The organism is Pseudomonas sp. KBW05, from assembly GCF_003852405.1.
Lineage (GTDB): Bacteria > Pseudomonadota > Gammaproteobacteria > Pseudomonadales > Pseudomonadaceae > Aquipseudomonas.
Genome location: NZ_QAJM01000010.1, coordinates 147,100 through 166,063 on the forward strand (window position 1 = coordinate 147,100; position 18,964 = coordinate 166,063).

The following is an 18,964-nucleotide window of genomic DNA, read 5'->3' on the forward strand; positions in this document are numbered from 1 at the left end:
TCTCTAAAATCACACCGCCCCTGTGGCGAGGGAGCTTGCTCCCTCGCCACAAGTGCAGCGCATGCCGTTAGAACGCGTACCGCGCCTTGAGCATCACGCCATCGGCATCAAACCCACTGCGCGCCTGGCGCGTGTAGCTGGCGCCGACGGTAAAGTCCGACACCTGATAGTTCACGCCCACGCTGGCTTCATAGCTGTCACGCGCCACCGACGCACCGGTGACGGTAAACGCCGAACCACCCAACACATAGTTGGAGGTTTGCGCGACACGATCACCCATCAGGTCGTGATACGCCATCAATGTCGCTTCCGGCTGCAAGCTGCCCGCGCCCATCGGCAGGTTGCCAGCCAGGCGCACACCGGCGCCCAACTCGCCGACTTCATAACGCTGCGAACGGGTGCTCAGCGCGGCCGACGAACCCTTCTCGTCGTAGCCGTCCATGCGCACGTTGGCATAACGCGCGGCAACGCGTGGTTCGATCACTACCGCTTGCGACGGCTTGAAGCTGTAGCCGCCGATCACGCTGGCGGACAACACATTGCTGTCGTAGCGGCCCTTGGCCGTGGTGCCGGCGATGTGGCGCTTGCTCTCGTTGTCGTTATGACCGTAGCTGAGGCTGCCATCGACAAACCAGTCTTGCAGCGACCAGTTACCGTACAGCGACAGCGCATGGCCTTCGACGTCGGTCTTGTTGCCCAGGTCCGAATGGATGTTGGAATTGAGGTAGCTGTAGGCCACGCCCAGGGTGGTGGTGTCGTTGACCCGACCGTCCACACCCACCGCCATGCCGCTGCTGTTGGCCGAGTAACCGTTGGCGCCGCCGCGACCGTCCTGGTCCATGTTGCTGCTCAGGCCCTGCACCCAGACGCCGCCGCGCTGTTGGCTTTCACGCTGCTCGGTGAGGCGATTGAAGATCGCGCCGTTGACCACGGTTTGCCCGGACAAGGCCACGTCCAGCGCGCCACGGTTGACGTCCGGCTTGAGCTGGTCGCTGATCTGCGCCAGTTGCGCAGCCGTGCCGGCGTTGGCCAGGGCCTGGAAGACCTGGTCGTCGCTGCCGAGGCGGCTGAGCACGCCATTCTTGAAGCTGTTGACCGCCGTGGCCGAGGCGGCGCTGGCCCCTACGCCGGCGAGCTCTTCCTGGACTTGCCCGTCGGCCTTGACCGCCACCACGGCCTTGACCGTTTGCGCATCGGCCGAATAGCTGAGCACGTCGAGCAAGGCCGAAGCACTGTTCACCGACAGGCCGTTGTCTTGCACGCTGGTGGCTTGCAGCAGGGTGTATTGCGTGCCGTCGTTGGTGCTGGCGAAGTCGCCGGGGTTGGCGCTCACGGTCAGCTTCGAGGCGTTGGCGAAGGTGGCGTTGCCGTTGACCGTCAGGTACGCCGTGGTCGGCACCACGCTGTCGGACAGGTGCATGTCGATGCCGGCGCCATTGGCGACGTTGAGGTCGCCGGTGATGGCGGTGCCTTGTGCAGCAAGATTCAAGGAGCCGGAGTTGACCGAGACCGGCGCAATGATGCGCGAGCCGGTGAAGTTCGCCTGGCCTGCGACGTTGACCGCGCTCAGGTCAAGCAAGTCGCCGACGATGGCGCCGCCGGTCCAGTTCAGCGTCGCCAGGTTGGCGGCGTCCACGGCAACCCCCGAGTTGCTGCGGATTTCACCAGCTTGCTGGTTGATTTCAAACGGCGAGGTTTGCTCAGCGGCGTTAACCAGGATCGCGGTGCCGTCGGCCGTGATGGTGCCACGGTTGACGATGCCACGGGCGCCGCTCGCACTGTTGGTGGCGAAAGTGGCGCCCTGGAACTCGAAGGCGCTGGCATCGGTGCCCTTGGCTTCAAGCGTGCCGGTGTTGAGGATGTAATCGATAGTGCCGTTATAAAACAGCACACCGCGAGCTTCTGTACCGTCGGCCGATACCAGCCCGCTGTTTTCGATGCGCAGCGCGCTGGTCGCGGTTTCCACTTCAATGCCCAGGGCATCCTCACCGGTGGCAATGATCGAGCCGGAGTTGAGGATCTTGCCGCCGATGGTGGTCGGGGTGGCGCCATCGATATCAAGGATCAAACCCGTGGCGCCACGGCCGTCCATGTTGATCACGCCGGTGTTGGAAACGTCGCCGCCAATGGTGGTGCCGTGCAGGTAAATACCTTCGCCACCGCCCACGAAACCCAGCGTCGGCGCATTCGGCAGCGGCGCCGTCGAGCGGATCGTGCCCGAGTTGATCACACTGCCGCCAATGGTCGCGTCGCCGATCTCCAGCCCTTCATAGCCGCCATGACTCATCAGGATATTGCCGGCCTGAATCACATCCCCCGTGATGCTGCTGGGGGGCAGGTTGCTCGGGCCGGTCCAGTACATCGGGTCGATGGCCATCGCGCGGATCGTCTTGCCTTGCGAGTCCAGCGTAATGTCGGCGCGGTTGATCAGCGAACCCTGGATGTGGGTATCGGTAAAGCCCAGGCCCGCTGGCAGGGTGGTGCTGGGGTCGACCACTTGGGACAGCTGTCCGGTGATGGTCACGGGCTCACTGAAGGTCTCACTGGCCCAAATATTCTTGCCCTGCCCCAGGTCGAACTCAACGGCCAGCACCTGTGTGCTGATTGCGCCGACCATGATGGCCAACAAGGTTTTCTGGAACGTCTTGCGCTTCATTTCTAACTCCATGAACTACGGCTCACTGCCGCCAAAAGGCCCGGCGGCAGTCGGTGTACCGAGTGAAGGGATCAATTGATCCGAATGCATTCCCCCAGGGCGCCCGCATAAAACCCAGGCGCACGAAGACGCACCGCAAGGGGCGGTGGCAGGCAGGGGAATAAGGGGGGAAGGTTCACATCAATCCTTAATGTCATTTAAAAACGCTGCAGTCCATGCAGCCCGACCGGTTATAGGGTGGGCGGGGTAATGACATTGGAATAAACGGAATGTTCAAACGAAGTGCGCAGGGGGTGGTGCTTTGTGAACTGGGTCGCAGTTAGGGAACGATCATCGACACTTCCACACGATTGCGAAAGGCAACTCGTCGCTGAGGATTTCAGGCAAGCGAAAGTAATAAGTGGCAGATGCGTGCTCCAGGCTCTTGTGGACAAATGCGCCGTCAGTCATCACGCGGTAGGAGGCGCATTCCATATACGAGCCCGCCGCTAGCGCGTTTTTTATCTGGCCATAGGTCCCATCGGCGCCCACCGGCAGCAATTCGGTCGGTGGCGGGCGTACAGCCAGGTCATCGTTTTCAATGTCCATGGAATACGCTCTTCGAAAGCCGGGTTCACTGCTGGCCCAGTAGACGGATACCAACCGGTGTTTTTCATTTCCCTCATCGAGAAACGCATCCGCCAGGATGTATTGATCGTCTGAAATTTTATAAACGCCGTCTTCCAAAGCGAGCACACACGGTTCTCGTACGCTGACGATGTCCCCGGTTCTTGAGTTGTGCAGCGATGACCATTCCGGCATTTTAGATACCTCAACTCCATTGTGGCGTTTTGATTATTTGACCTTCGACCCTAACTCAGAATCTCTTCCAAACCCTTGCTCACCTCCGTTAGCTCATTGGCAGACATTGGGCTATAGCGGACGACTATTAATACACCATCATCGAATTCTGAAACACTTTCGACATGGTTGCTCAGACAATCAACGATTTGCTTCGGGCTTTTCCCAAAAGCACGAGAGCATAGTTCCCGATCAAAATAATTAGCTGCATTTATACGAAAAACCCCATCTCTTCCGTTAACGTCTTTTTTTGTCGCCTCACAAGCCGCCACGACCATAGGCCAGTCACTTCGCGTGACACGCCAGTCATGCAGGGCGGCTCGATAGGCTGCAAACGCTTTTATGTACTGTGGGAACACTCGCTTTATCAAATCTGGACAATCAACCTTGCCGCCAGCAAATTCAATGAATAGCGTGTCATCAAACTGTGCATCATCTTCCAGATAGTGTTGATTTCTTAGCGCATAGGAAATTCTGCCTTTCACTCCCGAAGGCAGTAATTTGTCCAACGAAACCGAAACAACAAGCTCATCTTCAATATCGGGCAGTTCAATCGTATCGACTAGACTCCACGGAGCGCCTAAACCCGCTAGCTGCGCCAAGAACCTGCTGTGCTTTTCTCGTATAGGCTCTGCGCAGTCAGGCCTATGTCGAAACTCCAACTTATACTTGGTCATCAAGGTGCTACCTTAACAGTGATATTTCTGATGTTTTGTTCAATCAAAATATCGGTTGCTCTATCAGACGTTTTTTCGAGTTGGAAATTCAAAGCTGCTTTGATGCCTGAATTTTGCTTTAGCGCGTTCGATACCCTCTGAACGCTTTGAATCTGCTCATCAGCTTGCCCCCGATAGCAGTGGGTCAGTACCAGATGAGCTGGCTGACATTCCGCTATCGGGGCATAGGTATCTACACAACGACTGGACCTGACAAACCCCGAAGCTCTGGCTTTTGATCTTGATCTTAGGCGCCCCGTTAACCACGCTGCCCGAACACAGGCTTGAATCCGTGGGCCGCTGTAAGAGCGGAACCCTAAGTGGCCGTGACCGCAGCAATGGATATGTACTCCGACCCAAAAGCCCCGGCGCCACATAGATAGTCATCGCAGGCAAGCCAGCTCCCACCTCAGAGCGATGTGCAACCAACACAACTCAACCGCCTGACAGGCCGTCTTCGCGAGCAAGCCCGCTCCCACACTAGAGCCGGTTTACACCCGGTAAAAATCGCCCGACTGCCAGGCCGTCACAGGGGCAAGCCCCCTCCCACATTGACTGCATTCCAAATGATCTACAGGGCGTAGATCAGCTGGCGTCTTTGCCGCGATCCTGGCCGGGCACCAGGGTCAATGTCGGCTTTTCCACATCACGGGAGACGTGGGATTTCACTTCCTCCACACCGCCCTCTTCGTCGTTGTGGATCACCAGCACACCCGGCTTGCGCAGTTGCTCCAGGTCACCCTCGCCGAGCTTGAAGCTTTCGCTGAGGTTCTTGTCGCTGAGTGCGTTCGCCTCGGCACGGCGCTGGGCGAATTTGCGGCCCTTGCGTTGCTGGTAGCGCGCCCACGAGACCAGGATCAGCGCGTTGAACAACGCGATCCACAGGTAGATCTGCAAGGTGTTGAGCGCGGCGAAGATCGGCGCCTCGATGCGCGGGCCGCCGTGGGTTTCCAGCATCGCGTTGATCCCGCGCGCCAGCAGCCAGATCAACCCAGCCCAGGCCAACAGGGTCAGCACCACGTCGATGATCCACATCACCGAGTTTTGGCGAGTTCTGATCAGTTTCATGATCACACGTCCTCATTGGCTGGTTTGATCCCGCGGTCCGGGCTGACCCAGCGCGCGCGCTTCTGGTGCTGGTTGAACAGCACCTTGGGAAAACTGACCAGGGTGGTGAACAAGCTGACCAGCCAGAACACCATCGGGTACCACACCGTCCAGAACAGGGTTTTCCACAGGTCTTTTTCGTAGCGCCGGTCAATCAGGATGCTCACGGCAAACTGCACCAGGCACACCATCGCCAGCACCAGGCCGGTAAATGCCGGTGGCACCAGGGAATCCACGGCAATCGCTTGCGGCAACACCATGAATTTACCCAGGCCCCAGAAGATCACCGAGAGCAGGAAGGTAAAGGCCCAACCGGTGGACAGGCAGTATTCGAACAGCAGCGGCCACAGGTAGCGATGGCGCCATTGCCAGATGCCACGGATATTCTTGAACAACACTTCGGCGCCGCCCTGGGCCCAGCGCAGGCGTTGTTTCCACAGGCCACCGACGGTTTCCGGCATGAGAATCCAGCACAGTGCACGCGGCTCGTAGAAGATCGCCCAGTGATCGAGTTGCAGCTTCCAGCTGACGTCGATGTCCTCGGTGATCATGTCGGTGCTCCAGTAGTCGATGCGGTCCAGCGCCTTTTTACGGAACGCCACCACCACCCCGGACACCGTGAAGATCCGCCCGAATACCCGCTGCGTACGCTTGATCAAGCCGATGATCGACGAGAACTCGCCCACCTGTACCCGGCCGATCAAGGTCGAGCGCGTGCGGATGCGTGGGTTGCCGGTCACCGCGCCGAGGCGCGGGTTGTCGAGCATCGGCGCGACCATATACGCCGCCGCATTGCGGTCGAGCAGCGCATCGCCGTCGATGCACACCAGGTACTCGCTGCGCGCGGCCACCGCGCCCATGCGCAAGGCCACGGCCTTGCCCTGGTTCTGCGCCAGGTGCAACACGCGCAGGCGCGGGTGTTCCAGGGCCAGCGCATCGAGGACCGCGGCGGTGTTGTCCTTGGAGCCGTCGTTGACGGCGATCACTTCGATGTTCGGGTACACCTGGTCCAGCGCCGCATGAATGGTCTCGGCCGCGTTATCACCCTCGTTGTAGCAAGGGATGATGATCGAGATCAGCGGGTTGCCGGCCAGGGTCGGCGCCGGGGTGTCCTCTTCCCACGGCCAGTGGCGTTCCCAGTGCAGCCAGAAGTACAGGCCGCCGGCAATCCACAGCGCCGACATGAACAGCGGGTAGAAAAACACGAAGTCCATCAGGAACTGCCCGGTGACCAGGAAGATCAGGCCCAGGGGCACACCCAACACCAATGCCAGCACGAATAAAGCCAGGATTCTGTCGAACATGGTCAAGGGTTCCATTGGTTGGAAATGGCCGGACGTATCGTCTTCAGGTCCGGGGAGTTTTCCAGGAAGTTGTCCGGGTAGTAGCCAAAACTGGTGACACCCTGGCGCTTGAGTACGCCCATCCATTCAGCCAACTGCTCGGCACTGATGTCCGGCGCTTCCTTGGTACGCCAGTCTTTGGCTTGCAGTTCGAACACGGTGCGGTCGAGCGCACCGGGACGCGCCTTGACGGTAGCCACCAGTTTTTCCAGCCAGGCGTTGGAGTTTTTCAGCGTCTGGCCTTCCATCAGCGGCATGGCCATCGGTGCGGTCCAGTCGTAGGTCTGGAGGAAGTCGTCGAGGTTCTGTGCGAACCAGGTTTCGCTCTGCGGGTTAAGCATCGGCTCGGCGAAGATATTGCGCGCGGTCATGATCTGCGGGCCACGGATCGCACGGACTTTGGCGGTCAGCTCGTTGGTAAAATCGATCAGGAAACGGCTCTTGAAGCGGGTCCAGCGCTGCATCACAGCCGGGTCGGCGCGCAAGGCTTCGATGGTGTTCGGCAGACCGTTGGCGGCATAGGCCTTGAGCGCCGCAGGGCTGGCGTCTTCAAAGTCGTTGAACACCGCATCATCGTGATACAGCACGCCATCGAGACCACTGTTGCTGATACTCGCCAAGTCTTCGTAAATTTCGCCGATGATCTTGCGCACCTCTGGATCGAACGGCGACAGGCGTTGGTATTGATCGGGGTCGAGGCCGATCTGGCCGGTTTTCGGGTCCCAGCGGGTTACGCGTGGCAGCTTGGGATCCAGGGCAAAACTCAGCACCGGCATCCAGGCATAGACGCTGGCATGGGCACGGGTGTGCAGTTGCCAGGCGACACGGTTGAACAGGTCGGCACGCATCGGCAGGTGACGGTTGGGGAAGTACAGCGAGTGCACCAGGCCGTCACCCTTTGGATCGGCATAGGCTTGCAGGAACACCGTCACAGCGCCCATGTCCACCACGCGTTGAATCAGTTGGTCGAGGTTGCGCGCCTGCTGGGCCGGGTCCGGGTCGTAGACATGGTCCAGGTCCACGTGCAGCACCCGCATCGGCGCCTTGGTCTGCACGGCGACGATGCTGTTGGCGTAATGTTCGCCGTCCGGGTCGGAGGCCACCAGGAAACGCGGGCTGTTCATCAGCTTGGTGGAGTCGTCAAGACCATCGTCCAGGGTCAGCGCCATCTGGTAGCCGTGTTCATCGACCACGGCCAGCGACGTGCCGTCAGCCGCACCGTATGGCCATACCCACACCCGTGGGGCTTTGCCGGTCACTGCACGGATCTTGTCGGAAATCGCCTTCACGTCAGCGCGCATGCGCACCTGGAACTGCGCTTCGGTTTCATACCGCTTGGTCGCCGGGTCATAACGCCGCGTGGTGGCAGCCGGCTCCAGATTGCCCTGGGGGTTGCCCAGGATGCCTTTGTGGCTGTTGTCGGTGTGCGCAGCTATTTCCACCAGGCCCGACTGGGACACTTCGCGGATCTGCTGCCAGGTCAGGAACTCGCCGCGCGGCCGTGGTTGGCCGGCGAAGTCCACCGGCTGGTTCATCGGCGTGTCGATCCAGTAACCCACCGGCGCCAGCAGGGCCGGCCAGCGGTAGGCACGCAGGATCGGCATCACCCGCGTGTAGAAGCTGGAGTAGCCGTCGTCGAAGCTGAGCATGATGGCTTTCGGCGGCAGCGCTGGCCCACCGTTGCGGGCCGCGAGGATCTGGTCGACGCTGACCGCCTGGTAGCCGTTCTCGCGCAACCAGGCGAGCTGCTCGATCAAACGTTCGGTGCGTACCGCCACCACCGCCTGATCGGGGTCACGATCCTCGACGTCATGGTAACCAATGCCGAGGAAATGGTTTTTCGGCCACGGCGCTTCGTTGGGCGCAATCGGCCGCTCGGCGGGTGGGGTGAAAGGTGCGGGTTGCTGGGCGCAGGCGCTGGCCAGCATTACGCCCAGAATCAACAAGCAACGGCTGAGGACGGTCATGGTCAGGCTCTTCTAGAAACGGTAAGTGAGGTCGACGAGCAGGCGCAGATCGCGTTCGCGATCGCCGTCGTAAGGTCGGCTGATCAGGCTCAGGTTCGCGCCGGCTTCCAGTACGTCATTCCAGCGGTAGCGTTGGCCGTAACCCACCAGACCGATGCCACCGGTGGAATAATCCTGCTGGCTATAGGTACCCGCACCGACCTGGAACTGCTGACTCCACTGAGTCTCGTAGCGGTGATAGAGCACATGGTTGATGTTGATGACCGGCAGCACGGTGAAGTCCGACTTCGGGTTGAAGTAGATCGTGTCTTCCTTGCTGTTGCGGCTGGCGCCGACTTCCAGGCCCAGGTCCACTTGCACTTTCGGCGAGCTGTAAAGGCCTTCGCGGCCACTGAGCAGGGCTTCGAAGCGGTCGTTGCCGTCACTGAAATGGGACGGGCTGAGGGTCAGTTTCCACTCGCGGCTTTCGTTGGCGCGCCAGCGGATGAAACCGCTGCCGCCGTTGGCCGTGATCCCCTCGTTCAACGCCCGTAGCGGTGTGGTGGACAGCAGGTAGCCGAGGCTGCCGCCGTATTGCCAGTTGTCGTTGATGTCCCGCGCAATCGACACCGCCGCGCCTTGTTTGGAGCCATCACCGTAGGAGTGGTTGGACACCTCGGCTTCAATGGTCATGTCGCGGGTGCGCCGCTCGACGCCGACCACCTGCCAGCGGTGGTGGCCGGTGCCTTCTTCAAAGTCGGCAGTGGCATAACCGGCACCGGCGAACAGGCGCCAATCTTCGTCGATGGGCGGCGTGTAGATCCGGCTTTCAATGCCCCAGTCACGGCTGCCCGAGACGGCCCCGGCGTCGCCGTTGTTGCCGCCGCCGAAGCTTTTGCCGGTGTAGGCCTCGACCCGTAGCTCGGCCATGTCATGCACGTCGCGCAGGCGTTGCAGGCGCTGTACCTGGCGGTTGTCCGGGTTACGGGCGACCACATCGTCGGTGAGGATGTCGAGTTGCCGCCATTCCTGCAGGTCCAGGGCCGTGAAGCCTTGGGACATCTCCAGGCCGATGTCACGCGGGCTTTGCGCCTCCGTTTCCTTGAGGACACGCTCGGCGCGCCGTGGCCAATCGCGTGCGCGGTACATTTCTGCTTGCGCCAGGCGTAGCCCGATGCTGCCAGGCGCCTTGCCGACCAGCTCTTCCAGGGATTTCTCGCTGGACGGCAGATCGGCCCCATAGGTGCCGGCCTGCGCGGCCAATTGTTGGGCGTCCATCCACTCATCGTTAGGGTTGCCGATCGGCAGGCCCTTGAGTTCAACCCGGGGTTTCTGGCTGTCGGCCAGGTTCTTGGCGACAGTCCGCGCCTCGTCCACCTGGTCGTTTTCGAGCAAGGCGTAGAACAAGGCGGTGCTGTCTTCGACACGGTCGCCGACGTCGGCATCGGGCGCCGTAATCGCCTGGCGATACAGCGGCGCGGCCTTTTCCGGCAGGCGTTGGTCGAGGTAGGACGCAGCCACCCAACGCACGGCATAAGTGGGCAACTTCACCCCTTCGGCCTGGAGCGTTTCGTACTCGCGGATCACCTCAGCCGTACGCGCCCGCGCCTTGAGTGCGCCCAGGCGGTCGATGCGCCACACCACCACGTCGTCCTTGGCGGTGGGGTCGGGCGTCCAGCGGGCGAGGAGCTTGTCGTAATCCTGCAGCGCGCGGTCAGCAATGACGTAGCGCTCCTTTTCGCTGCGCGTGGCGAACTCGGCCATGCGCACGCGTTCGGCGGCGAGGTCACCTTCCAGGCGGCGCTGGGTCACCGGGTCGATAAGGCCCGGGCGCTTGGCCGCCAGGCGTAATGCCGGCTCCGGCAAGCGCGCCTTTTGCAGGGCGACGATGTATTCGCGGGCGACTTCCGGTTTGTCACCGGCGCGGATAAACGCCTGGTCGAATTCAAACAACGCGTCGTAGTTGAAACCGGCTCGGGTCAGCGCGTAACCCAGGGCCATGCGCCGGTTGGGGTCATTCGGGTTGGCCGCCACCAGCGCGCGGGCGCGTTGCACGGCTTCGGTGGTTTTGCCGCCGTCCGCCTGGGCCAGGACCAGGCCCAGTTGCAGGTCGACATTGTTCGGCTCACGCGACAGCGCCTGGCGATACACCGCCTCGGCTTGCGCCCACTGCTTCTGGTTGCGATAGGTACGCGCGACGGTGGCGAGCGCCTGGGGCGTCAAGGTGCGGTTTTTGCCCTGGGCTTCGTACACCTTGAGCACTTCGGCGTCCTGCCCGGCCCAACCGGCAATTACCAGGTGATCGCTGACCTGGCCCGGCGTCTGGCGCTCGGCAGGGAGTTGGCGCAATTGGGTCAGGGCCGGCGTGAAATTGCCGTTGCGCGCCTGAATGATCAGGGCATCGTAGGCAGGGTCGGCCACGGCGAAAGCGGGCATCAGCAACTGGCTGCACAAGGCTGCCCCGATCAGCAGTCGTAACCGGCCTGATGCACTGAGTGGGAGGTTTCGCAGCATATCGTGAGCTTCCTTACACACGGAAAGCTGTAACGATAGGTGGTCCTGAGCAATTTGCATCAGGGTGTCGGCGTCTCGTGACCCGACCTAGCTTTCCTGTAGGAACTATCCCTTAAGAAAGTAGGGGAAAGCCCAATTCAGAACAATTGTTCAGAATTGGCAGCGAATCTGAAATACGAATGGGGGAGCGGACTTGCCAACGATAACGGGGCTTCAATCAACCTGAACGTCGATTGTTTGACCCTGATCACAGGCACTTCCACTCCCCCATTATTTATTTCTGGGTGAAGGCAGAATCTTTACTGCGCGCCGCTCATGGCACCGGCTTTGGCCAAGACGAAGCCAATGAATTGTTCCACGGTCATCTTCTGGCCGTTGAAGGTCACTTCATTGTTGGCGTAGTGCAGCTTGGAAACGACGTCGTTGCCAACCAGGGTCGCCAGTTGGGTGCCGACCGCCATGCCACTGACCATTTCGGCCGCCATCTGCGATTGCTGCTCGATGGCTTTCGGGTCGGTCACGCCACCGGCCTGGGCTTGCAGGGCAGCAATGTCGCTGATCATGGGCTTGGACAGGGTCAGGTTGGCATCCAGCAAGGCGATGATCTGCTTGCCCAGTTCAACCGGTGGCAGCTCCATGGACGATGGTTTGGTCAGGTCCAGGATCAGGTTGAACTTGCTTTCGCCGTGGGTGGTTTTCAGCGACAGGTTTTCCAGGGCCACTTGCGGTTTGGCCGCCAGCAACTGGTTGACGTTGGCTTCCGCGAGGGTTTGTTCGGCTTCGGTCAGTTGCAGTTCCGGCACGGGTTGACCCGCAGCGGCAGCGGCTTGCACCGGCTGCATCTTGTCCTGGTACAGCTTGGTCAGCAACAGGCCCGACGGCACGTCGATGTTCTTCACGCTCACGGCCATGGCGGCGGAGCCCACCGGTTTGCCCTGGTAGCCGATCTCGTCGATCTTGTAGTCGACGCGGCCGTCCATGGTGTTGTCTTTGACGGCGCTGGTGTCTTTCTGCTCGAAGCCCTTGAGGGTCAGCACGGTTTGTTGCGGGCCGACGGTCAGCTTGGTGTCGGTCAGCTCAACGGTGTTCTGCCCGGTGTAGAAGCCGAAGGTGGATTTTTCCAGGTTGCTGGCCACAGTCAGGCCGGCCAGGTCGGCCGCGAAGGGCGTGCCGTCGCCATCGACGGCGGTCAGCTTGAGGCTGTTCATGTAGCCGTTGACCTTGACCTTCTTGCCTTCGGCGCTGCTGTCGAAGTCCAGGTTAAGGCCGGAGAAGCTGGCCGAGGACTTGTCGTCCTTGAACTCCAGCGGCAGCAGCTCGAAATTGCCGCTGACCGAACGGTTGTAGCCGATATTGGCCACGCCCTTGAGCGGCGACACATCTTTGGCAGCGGCGAACCATTTTTCGGTGGTCGGGTTCTTTTCCAGCGAGTAGTGACTGGTGGCCATGACCGGCAGCCACTTCAGCGACACCAGGCGCGAGAACGGCAGCGGGCCGTGCTCGATATGGTCGACGAAGAGCAATTCCGGGTTCGGGTTCTGCTCACCGAAGAACGAACCCTGGGCCTTGAGACGATAGTGCGCGGTGCTGCTGAACAGGCCACGGTCCAGGGACACCAGCTCCAGGTCCAGACGCCCATCGACGCCGGCCATGGAACGTTGCAGTTCCTTGTTGGCGTCCTGCACCGCCGTTTGCAGCACCGGTTCCAGCTGCTTGCCGGTGTACCAGGCGCCGCCTGCACTGACAGCGCCTACAGCGACGACAAAACCCAAAAGAACTACGGCTGGCTTATTCATGAAGTGACCTGATCAAATCCTGTGAGAAGTGGGCTGTCTTCCTTGAACCCCGAAGGGGTTGGCTCAAGCCCGCCAAAAGCGGGGGAAGATTAGCACTGGCGGCCGCGAACGGCCCAGCTTTTCAGAGGGGTCAGGTCAGCAGATGGTTCACGAATATTCCGATTCAATCTCGTCGAGCTGGTGATCGAAACTCTTCAACCGCGCCGTCCAGGTGTACACCAGCACCTCAAACTCGCGGTGTATCACGGCGTTACCCGGGGTGTCGGCCTTGGGGTCACAGAAGTCGAGTTGGTAGCGCTCACGGGCCATTTGCGTGGCGACGTCGGACAATTCCCGCGCGTTATTCAGCCAATGCCTACCGTCGGCAACTTGCTGATCCAACGCCACGCACTGTTTTTTCAAGGCTTCGAGGCTTTTTTCCAGAGGCGTGCCGGTGAGTTCGCCCATGACTTCCTGGAAGGTGCGCCCCGGTTGCCAGTAGCTGCCCCAGAAATAGCGGTCGAACACAGTTTCGACGCGGCGCAGCGCAACCTTGGTGTCCCAGATCGCCACACGGGTCTTGCCCTGTTCGAGCAGCCGGCGTTTGATCCGATGGTTCTGGTAGGACGCCCAGGCCACCACGCCAATGGACAAGGTGCCGATCACCAGGCAGGCGCTGTCGAGAAACACCATGGCCTTGTCGATTTGGTGAGCGAGCATGACCCCGTAGAAGTAGGCAGCCGATAACAACACCAGTGCGAAGAACACGCACCAGAAAGCGGGAGCATAAGGGTTTTTCATTATTGGAATCCCCATGAGCAAACGCGAGCAGTGTCAGGTGAATCGTCACGGCGACTCACCTGACAAAGCATAGCTATAAGCTCAGGGTTTGCTGGCCTGCGCAGCTTGCGTTCGTCCGCTTTCCCAACCACCGCCCAAGGCCAGGAACAAGTCGATCTGGCTCATGGCAACCTGGGTGTTCGCCGCCGCCAGTTGTGCGCGCACATCGGTGTAGGTGCGCGTGGCTTGCAGGTCGGCGAGGAACGAGGCGCGGCCGGCCTGGAAGAAGCGGTGGGTCTGGTCCGCCGCTTCCTTGGCCGACTCGCCGGCTTCGTTCAGGGCGTCGCGACGCTGCAGTTGCGCGGTGTATTGGGCCAGGCCGGTCTGGGTTTCGCGGATGGCGTTGAGCACCACGCCGTCGAAATGCGCCAGGGCGCCCTGGGTCGCGGCTTCGGCTTCGTGGATGCGGGCGCGGGCGCCGTTGGTCGGCACGGTCCAACTGATCAGCGGGCCAAAACCCCAGCGGTTGGTGGGCGCGGTGCCGAGGTTATCGAGAATGCCGACGGTGCCCACCGTGGCGCCAATGCTGATGTCCGGGTACAGCGCACCGGTGGCCACGCCGATGCGCGCGGTGGCGGCGGCCAGTTGGCGCTCGGCCTGGCGCACATCGGGGCGGCGCTTGAGCAGCGCGGCGCCGTCGCCTACCGGCAACAACTGGGCGATATGCGGCAGCTCGGCGCAGGTGCTGGTGCCCTCTGGCAATTGGTCCAGCGGTTTGGCCAGCAGCATCGACAGGCGGAACAAACCGGCCTGGCGCGCGGCTTCATAGCGCGGCATGTCGGCGCGCAGGGATTTGTACTGGGTTTGCGAGCGAGTCACCTGGGTTTCATCGCCACGCCCGGCGTCACGCAGACGTTGGGTGAGCTTGGTGCTCTGGCCTTGCAGCTCGAGGGATTCATTGGCAATCGCCAATTCTTCGTTGGCCGCGCACACCTGGGTGTAGGAGCGCACCACATCCGCCACCAGGGTGATGCGCGCAATATCGGCGGCGGCCTGGGCGGCGTCGGCACTGGCCTGGGCGCTTTCGATGCCGCGTTGCAAGGTGCCCCACAGGTCGAACTGGTACGAAGTGCTGATGCCAACGCTGCCGATATTCGCTACCGGGACTTTGTCCGCGAGCAAAAACGCCTCGCCGGATTCCTGCAAGCGCTGGGCCTCGGCCTTCACACCGGCATTCCAACCGCCGGCGGATTCGGCCTGTTGCACCTGATAACGCGAGCGTTGCAGGTTGGCGGCGGCCACGCGCAAATCGGTGTTGGAGGCCATGGCCTGGCGCACCAGTTCATCCAGGCGCGGGTCGTTGTACAGCTTCCACCAATCTGCCGGCACCGGCGCCGACACCACGTTGCTGCCCTCGCCCGCGATCTGCCCTTGCAGGTCGCCGCGTTTGACCGCGGCCTCGTCCGGCAGCGTGTAGTCCGGGCCCACCGCCTGGCAGGCCGACAGCATCAGCCCCAGCGCGGCAATGGCCAGCCGTTGCTTCATGGCTTGTCTCCAATGATCGACACGGTGGCGGTACGCCCGGCGATCATGCGGAAGTCCGCCGGCACCTCGTCAAACGCGATGCGCACGGGAATGCGCTGGGCCAGGCGCACCCAGCTGAACGCCGGGTTGACGTTGGGCAACAGGTTGGCGCCGCTGCTGCGGTCACGGTCTTCGATCCCGGCGACGATGCTCTGCACATGCCCGCGCAGGCGGGCGTTGTCGCCGACCACGCGAATATCCACCGCCATGCCGACGTGGATACCGTCGAGCTTGGTTTCTTCGAAGTAGCCGTCGATGTGAAAGGAATTGCTGTCCACCACCGACAACACCGGGCGCCCGGCGGTGACGAACTCCTGGTTGCGCGGCGCACGGTCGTTGACGTAACCGTCCACCGGGCTGCGGATCACCGAGCGGTCGAGGTTGAGCTGAGCCGAATCCACCGTCACTTGGGCTTCGGCCAGGGCCGATTGTGCTCGGGCCACGCGGGACTGGCTTTCTTCCAGTTGCTCGCTTGGCACCAGGTTACCCAGGCCACGGTTGCGTTTGTATTCGCGGCTGGCCTGGGCCAGGGTTTCCTGGCGGTCGGCCACGGCGGCCTGGGCTTGGCGCAGGGCCAGCTTGAAGCGGTCCTGGTCCACGGCGAAGAGCACCTGGCCCTTGGTCACCAATTGGTTGTCGCGCACGTCGACTTGCTGGATCAGCCCGGACACGTCGGGGGCGATCTGCACGATGTCGGCACGGATGTGCCCGTCACGGGTCCAGGGCGCAAACATGTAGTACATGACCATGCGCCACACCACGACGACCGCAAAGGTCACGATCAACAACGTGAGGACTACACGGCCGATGGTCAAAAAGGGTTTTTTCATGTCATCAGGTATCGACTGAGTGAGTCCACCGCGCCCAGCAACAGCGCGTAGAGCCCCACGTTGAACAATGCCCGGTGCCAGACCAGGCGGTAGAAGTGGAGCCGGGTCAACAACCCGTGCACCACCAGAAACAACACGTACGTAATGCCCATCAGCACCAGCAGCGTGGGCAGGAACACCCCGCTGATATCCAGATCACCGATCATAAAGGCGCTCCATCGGGTAGCGGCGCTTCCTGCTCGGTGCCGCCAATGAATTCCACGCCAGGCAACAGCGCCAGGCGCAGGCCGGCCAGCGCGTGCAGCAGGTGCACGCGGGTGTCGTCTTCGTCTTGCAGGCCTTGGCCGTTGAGGGCGCGGCGCGTGCGGTCGAGGGTCATCAGCAGACCGCTCGGCGCGGGCAAGCGTTCACCGGCCTTGAGGCAGGCCTTGAAGTAACCGCCGACGCCTTCGACCACCTGGTTGAGCAGCACCCGTGGCACGCCGAGGATGCGTGGCGAGTAGGCCAGCAGGTCGAGCAGGTTCAGTGCCACCCGCAAGTCGCGCAGGGCGACGCCGGTGTCGTGGCCGATGATCGCCAGGCGCGGCAGGTGCTGCATCAGGCGGTCGAGCATTTGCGCGGCGAGGTGGCGGTGTTCGTTGAGGGTTGCCGGTTCGGTCATGCCGACGATGTCGTGCCAGCTGAAACGGGTCAGGCGCTTGGCCGCCAGTTCGGCGCCGAAGGGCCGCGCAATCAGCGTCCACACAAAGGCAAACAACAGGCCCACGGGCCCGGCCAGGTTGACGTTGGCGAAGTTGAGGAAGTCCGCATCATAGGCCCCCTGGATGCTGATGAACGACGAGGTGTTCACCAGCGTCAGCAACATGCCCAGGTAAAAGCGCGGCTGCACCGTGAGCGTGCCGATGCAGATAAACGGCACGGCAAACGCCAGCACCAGCATCGGGAAATCGTGCAGGTTGGGCAGGACCAGAAACAGATAGAGGCTGGCGAACAGCACTGACATCGCCGTCCAGAAAAAGAACCGGTAGATCTGCGGCGCGGGGTCGTCCATCGAGGCGAAAAAGCTGCACGCCACGGCGGCCAGGATCACGGCGCTGCCGCCGTCGGTCCAGCCCAATAGAATCCACAGCACCGAGGCGACGATGATCGCGGTGACAGTGGAAAACGCCGAGTAGAACATCAGGCCACGGTCGAGGAACGGCGTGAGCCGGCCCAGGCGCCAGTGACGGTATACGGCGCGCCAGGTGACCTGGCTTTCGCAGGCGATGGCGGCTTGCAGGCTGCGGCAGTCTTGCCACAGGTCGATCCATTCGCCGAGGCGGTACAGGGCGTTGGAGAACAATAAAGTGTGGCGTTCGTCCAGCGCTTCGCCTTGGGGTTGCAGGGCTTCGACCTGATCACGCAGGGCGCGCCAACTGTCCATCGAGGGGTTTTCTGCGCTGCTTTGCAGCCACTGGTTGGTGGCTTCCAACAGGGGCGTCAATTGATCGAGATACTGCGGCGCCCGCTGCTCAACGGCATACAGCGCATCGTCGAGTTCCTCCACCACCGGCAACAGGTGGATCATGCGCCCGCGCAGTTCCTTGGTATTGCGCACCGTCTGCGGCCGCGCGCCTTCGTGGGGCAACTGGCCGATCATCAATTCCAGGGTGTTGAAGGTGGCGACCATGCCGCCGCGCAAGCTGCTGACTTCTTCCGGCGTGACGTTGCGCGTCAGAAAGCGCTGGCTGTAGACCTGGGCGTCGGCAAACCACTTGCTCACCGAGCCATCGAACACCGGCATCAGGCGCCGTGGCCAGAACATCGCGCCGACCACCGCCGCCACGGCGATACCGAGGAAGATCTCTTCGGTACGTGCTTCGGCCACATCCCACACGGCCAGCGGATTATCCACCACCGGCAGGGCGATCAACGGCAAGGTGTAGCCAGCCAGCATCAACGCGTAGTTATTCGCAGTGCGCAGGTGCATGGAAAGGAACAGCAAAATGCCTGTCCACAAGGCAATCACCACCACCAGCACATAGGGCGACTGCACAAACATCGGCACAAAAAACACCGCCGCCGCCGCGCCCATCAAGGTGCCGATGGCGCGGTACAGCGCCTTGGAACTGGTGGGGCCGACAAACGGGCTGGAGACGATATACACGGTGGCCATCGCCCAATACGGACGCGGCATTTGCATGAGCATGGCGATGTACAGCGCGATCATCGAGGCGGCGAAAGTGCGCACACCGTAGAACCAGTCGCGGGCCGGCGGAAAGCCGCTGAAGAATCCGTTCAAAGGGTTGCCGCCTCAAAGGCGCGCAGCACGCGCAAGGCGGCGGCCATGTCGTCGGGCGCGATGTCGGCGAGGACTTCCTTGCGCAGGCGCACCAGTTGCACTTCCACCGCTTGCACCAGTTCACGGCCCCGTTCGGTGAGGCTCAACGCCTTGGCACGGCGGTCGTGGATATCTTCGGTGCGGCACACGTAGCCGCCGTTGCACAACTGATCGAGCAGGCGCACCAGCGACGGGCTTTCCATCCCCGACGCCTGGGCTACTTTTACCTGATGCACACCGTCGCCCAGGCGGCCGATCATCAACAGCGGCACGGCGCAGGCTTCGGAAATACCGTAGCTCACCAGCGTGGTCTGGCAGATTTTGCGCCAGTTACGGGCGCCCACCACCATGCTGCTGCTGAGGTTCATCTGGAGTTGTTCGAGGGATTGAGGCACTGGATAGTTCGCATACAGTTAGTTTGCTAACTATCAATATGGTGGATGAACGGGAGGCCGTCAAGTTTTGAAACAATTTCGCGTATGAATGGAAAAAATCGGGATGGGCTTCCCTAATGCCAGTCATTCAAGAACTGGAAAGAACAAAAAGTAACCTG

Annotated in this window: 14 protein-coding genes; all 14 read right to left on the bottom strand. The window is 61.5% G+C overall.

Annotation, left to right across the window (positions count from 1 at the left end; all coding sequences use genetic code 11):
* Nucleotides 1-67 precede the first annotated feature (67 nt).
* The gene (locus DBR46_RS11440) at nt 68-2,656 is read right to left on the bottom strand and encodes an autotransporter outer membrane beta-barrel domain-containing protein (protein ID WP_124526266.1); all 2,589 of its coding nucleotides are present in this window, start codon (nt 2,654-2,656) and stop codon (nt 68-70) included.
* A gap of 330 nt (nt 2,657-2,986) precedes the next feature.
* Complete coding sequence (locus DBR46_RS11445; protein ID WP_124526267.1) at nt 2,987-3,457, bottom strand: hypothetical protein; 471 nt, start codon at nt 3,455-3,457, stop codon at nt 2,987-2,989.
* A gap of 50 nt (nt 3,458-3,507) precedes the next feature.
* Entirely contained in the window at nt 3,508-4,173 is a 666-nt protein-coding gene (locus DBR46_RS11450; RefSeq protein WP_124526268.1) for a hypothetical protein, read from the bottom strand.
* A 624-nt stretch (nt 4,174-4,797) separates the two neighbouring features.
* The gene (gene pgaD, locus DBR46_RS11455; protein WP_124526269.1) at nt 4,798-5,280 is read right to left on the bottom strand and encodes a poly-beta-1,6-N-acetyl-D-glucosamine biosynthesis protein PgaD; all 483 of its coding nucleotides are present in this window, start codon (nt 5,278-5,280) and stop codon (nt 4,798-4,800) included.
* A gap of 2 nt (nt 5,281-5,282) precedes the next feature.
* Nucleotides 5,283-6,623, bottom strand: a complete 1,341-nt coding sequence (gene pgaC / locus DBR46_RS11460; protein WP_017739205.1) for a poly-beta-1,6-N-acetyl-D-glucosamine synthase — start codon at nt 6,621-6,623, stop codon at nt 5,283-5,285.
* 2 nt (nt 6,624-6,625) lie between these two features.
* Nucleotides 6,626-8,629, bottom strand: coding sequence for a poly-beta-1,6-N-acetyl-D-glucosamine N-deacetylase PgaB (gene pgaB / locus DBR46_RS11465; protein ID WP_124526270.1), 2,004 nt, complete (start codon nt 8,627-8,629; stop codon nt 6,626-6,628).
* Between the two features lie 12 nt (nt 8,630-8,641).
* A complete protein-coding gene (gene pgaA / locus DBR46_RS11470; protein WP_124526271.1) occupies nt 8,642-11,122 on the bottom strand; it encodes a poly-beta-1,6 N-acetyl-D-glucosamine export porin PgaA in 2,481 nt (826 codons plus the stop codon).
* A gap of 299 nt (nt 11,123-11,421) precedes the next feature.
* Nucleotides 11,422-12,918 carry a YdgA family protein gene (locus tag DBR46_RS11475; RefSeq protein ID WP_026137108.1) on the bottom strand — a complete coding sequence of 499 codons (1,497 nt, stop codon included), beginning with the start codon at nt 12,916-12,918 and terminating at the stop codon, nt 11,422-11,424.
* A gap of 147 nt (nt 12,919-13,065) precedes the next feature.
* A complete protein-coding gene (locus tag DBR46_RS11480; protein ID WP_124526272.1) occupies nt 13,066-13,698 on the bottom strand; it encodes an NADH:ubiquinone oxidoreductase subunit N in 633 nt (210 codons plus the stop codon).
* A gap of 81 nt (nt 13,699-13,779) precedes the next feature.
* Nucleotides 13,780-15,222, bottom strand: coding sequence for an efflux transporter outer membrane subunit (locus DBR46_RS11485; protein ID WP_124526273.1), 1,443 nt, complete (start codon nt 15,220-15,222; stop codon nt 13,780-13,782).
* Nucleotides 15,219-16,091, bottom strand: coding sequence for an efflux RND transporter periplasmic adaptor subunit (locus tag DBR46_RS11490; RefSeq protein WP_124526274.1), 873 nt, complete (start codon nt 16,089-16,091; stop codon nt 15,219-15,221). The genes DBR46_RS11485 and DBR46_RS11490 overlap by 4 nt, the downstream gene beginning before the upstream one ends.
* Complete coding sequence (locus DBR46_RS11495) at nt 16,088-16,297, bottom strand: DUF1656 domain-containing protein (RefSeq protein ID WP_010214247.1); 210 nt, start codon at nt 16,295-16,297, stop codon at nt 16,088-16,090. Before DBR46_RS11495 ends, DBR46_RS11490 begins: the two co-directional genes overlap by 4 nt.
* The gene (locus tag DBR46_RS11500) at nt 16,294-18,372 is read right to left on the bottom strand and encodes an FUSC family protein (protein WP_124526275.1); all 2,079 of its coding nucleotides are present in this window, start codon (nt 18,370-18,372) and stop codon (nt 16,294-16,296) included. Before DBR46_RS11500 ends, DBR46_RS11495 begins: the two co-directional genes overlap by 4 nt.
* A complete protein-coding gene (locus DBR46_RS11505; RefSeq protein WP_124526276.1) occupies nt 18,369-18,779 on the bottom strand; it encodes a MarR family winged helix-turn-helix transcriptional regulator in 411 nt (136 codons plus the stop codon). The genes DBR46_RS11500 and DBR46_RS11505 overlap by 4 nt, the downstream gene beginning before the upstream one ends.
* Nucleotides 18,780-18,964: the final 185 nt, after the last annotated feature.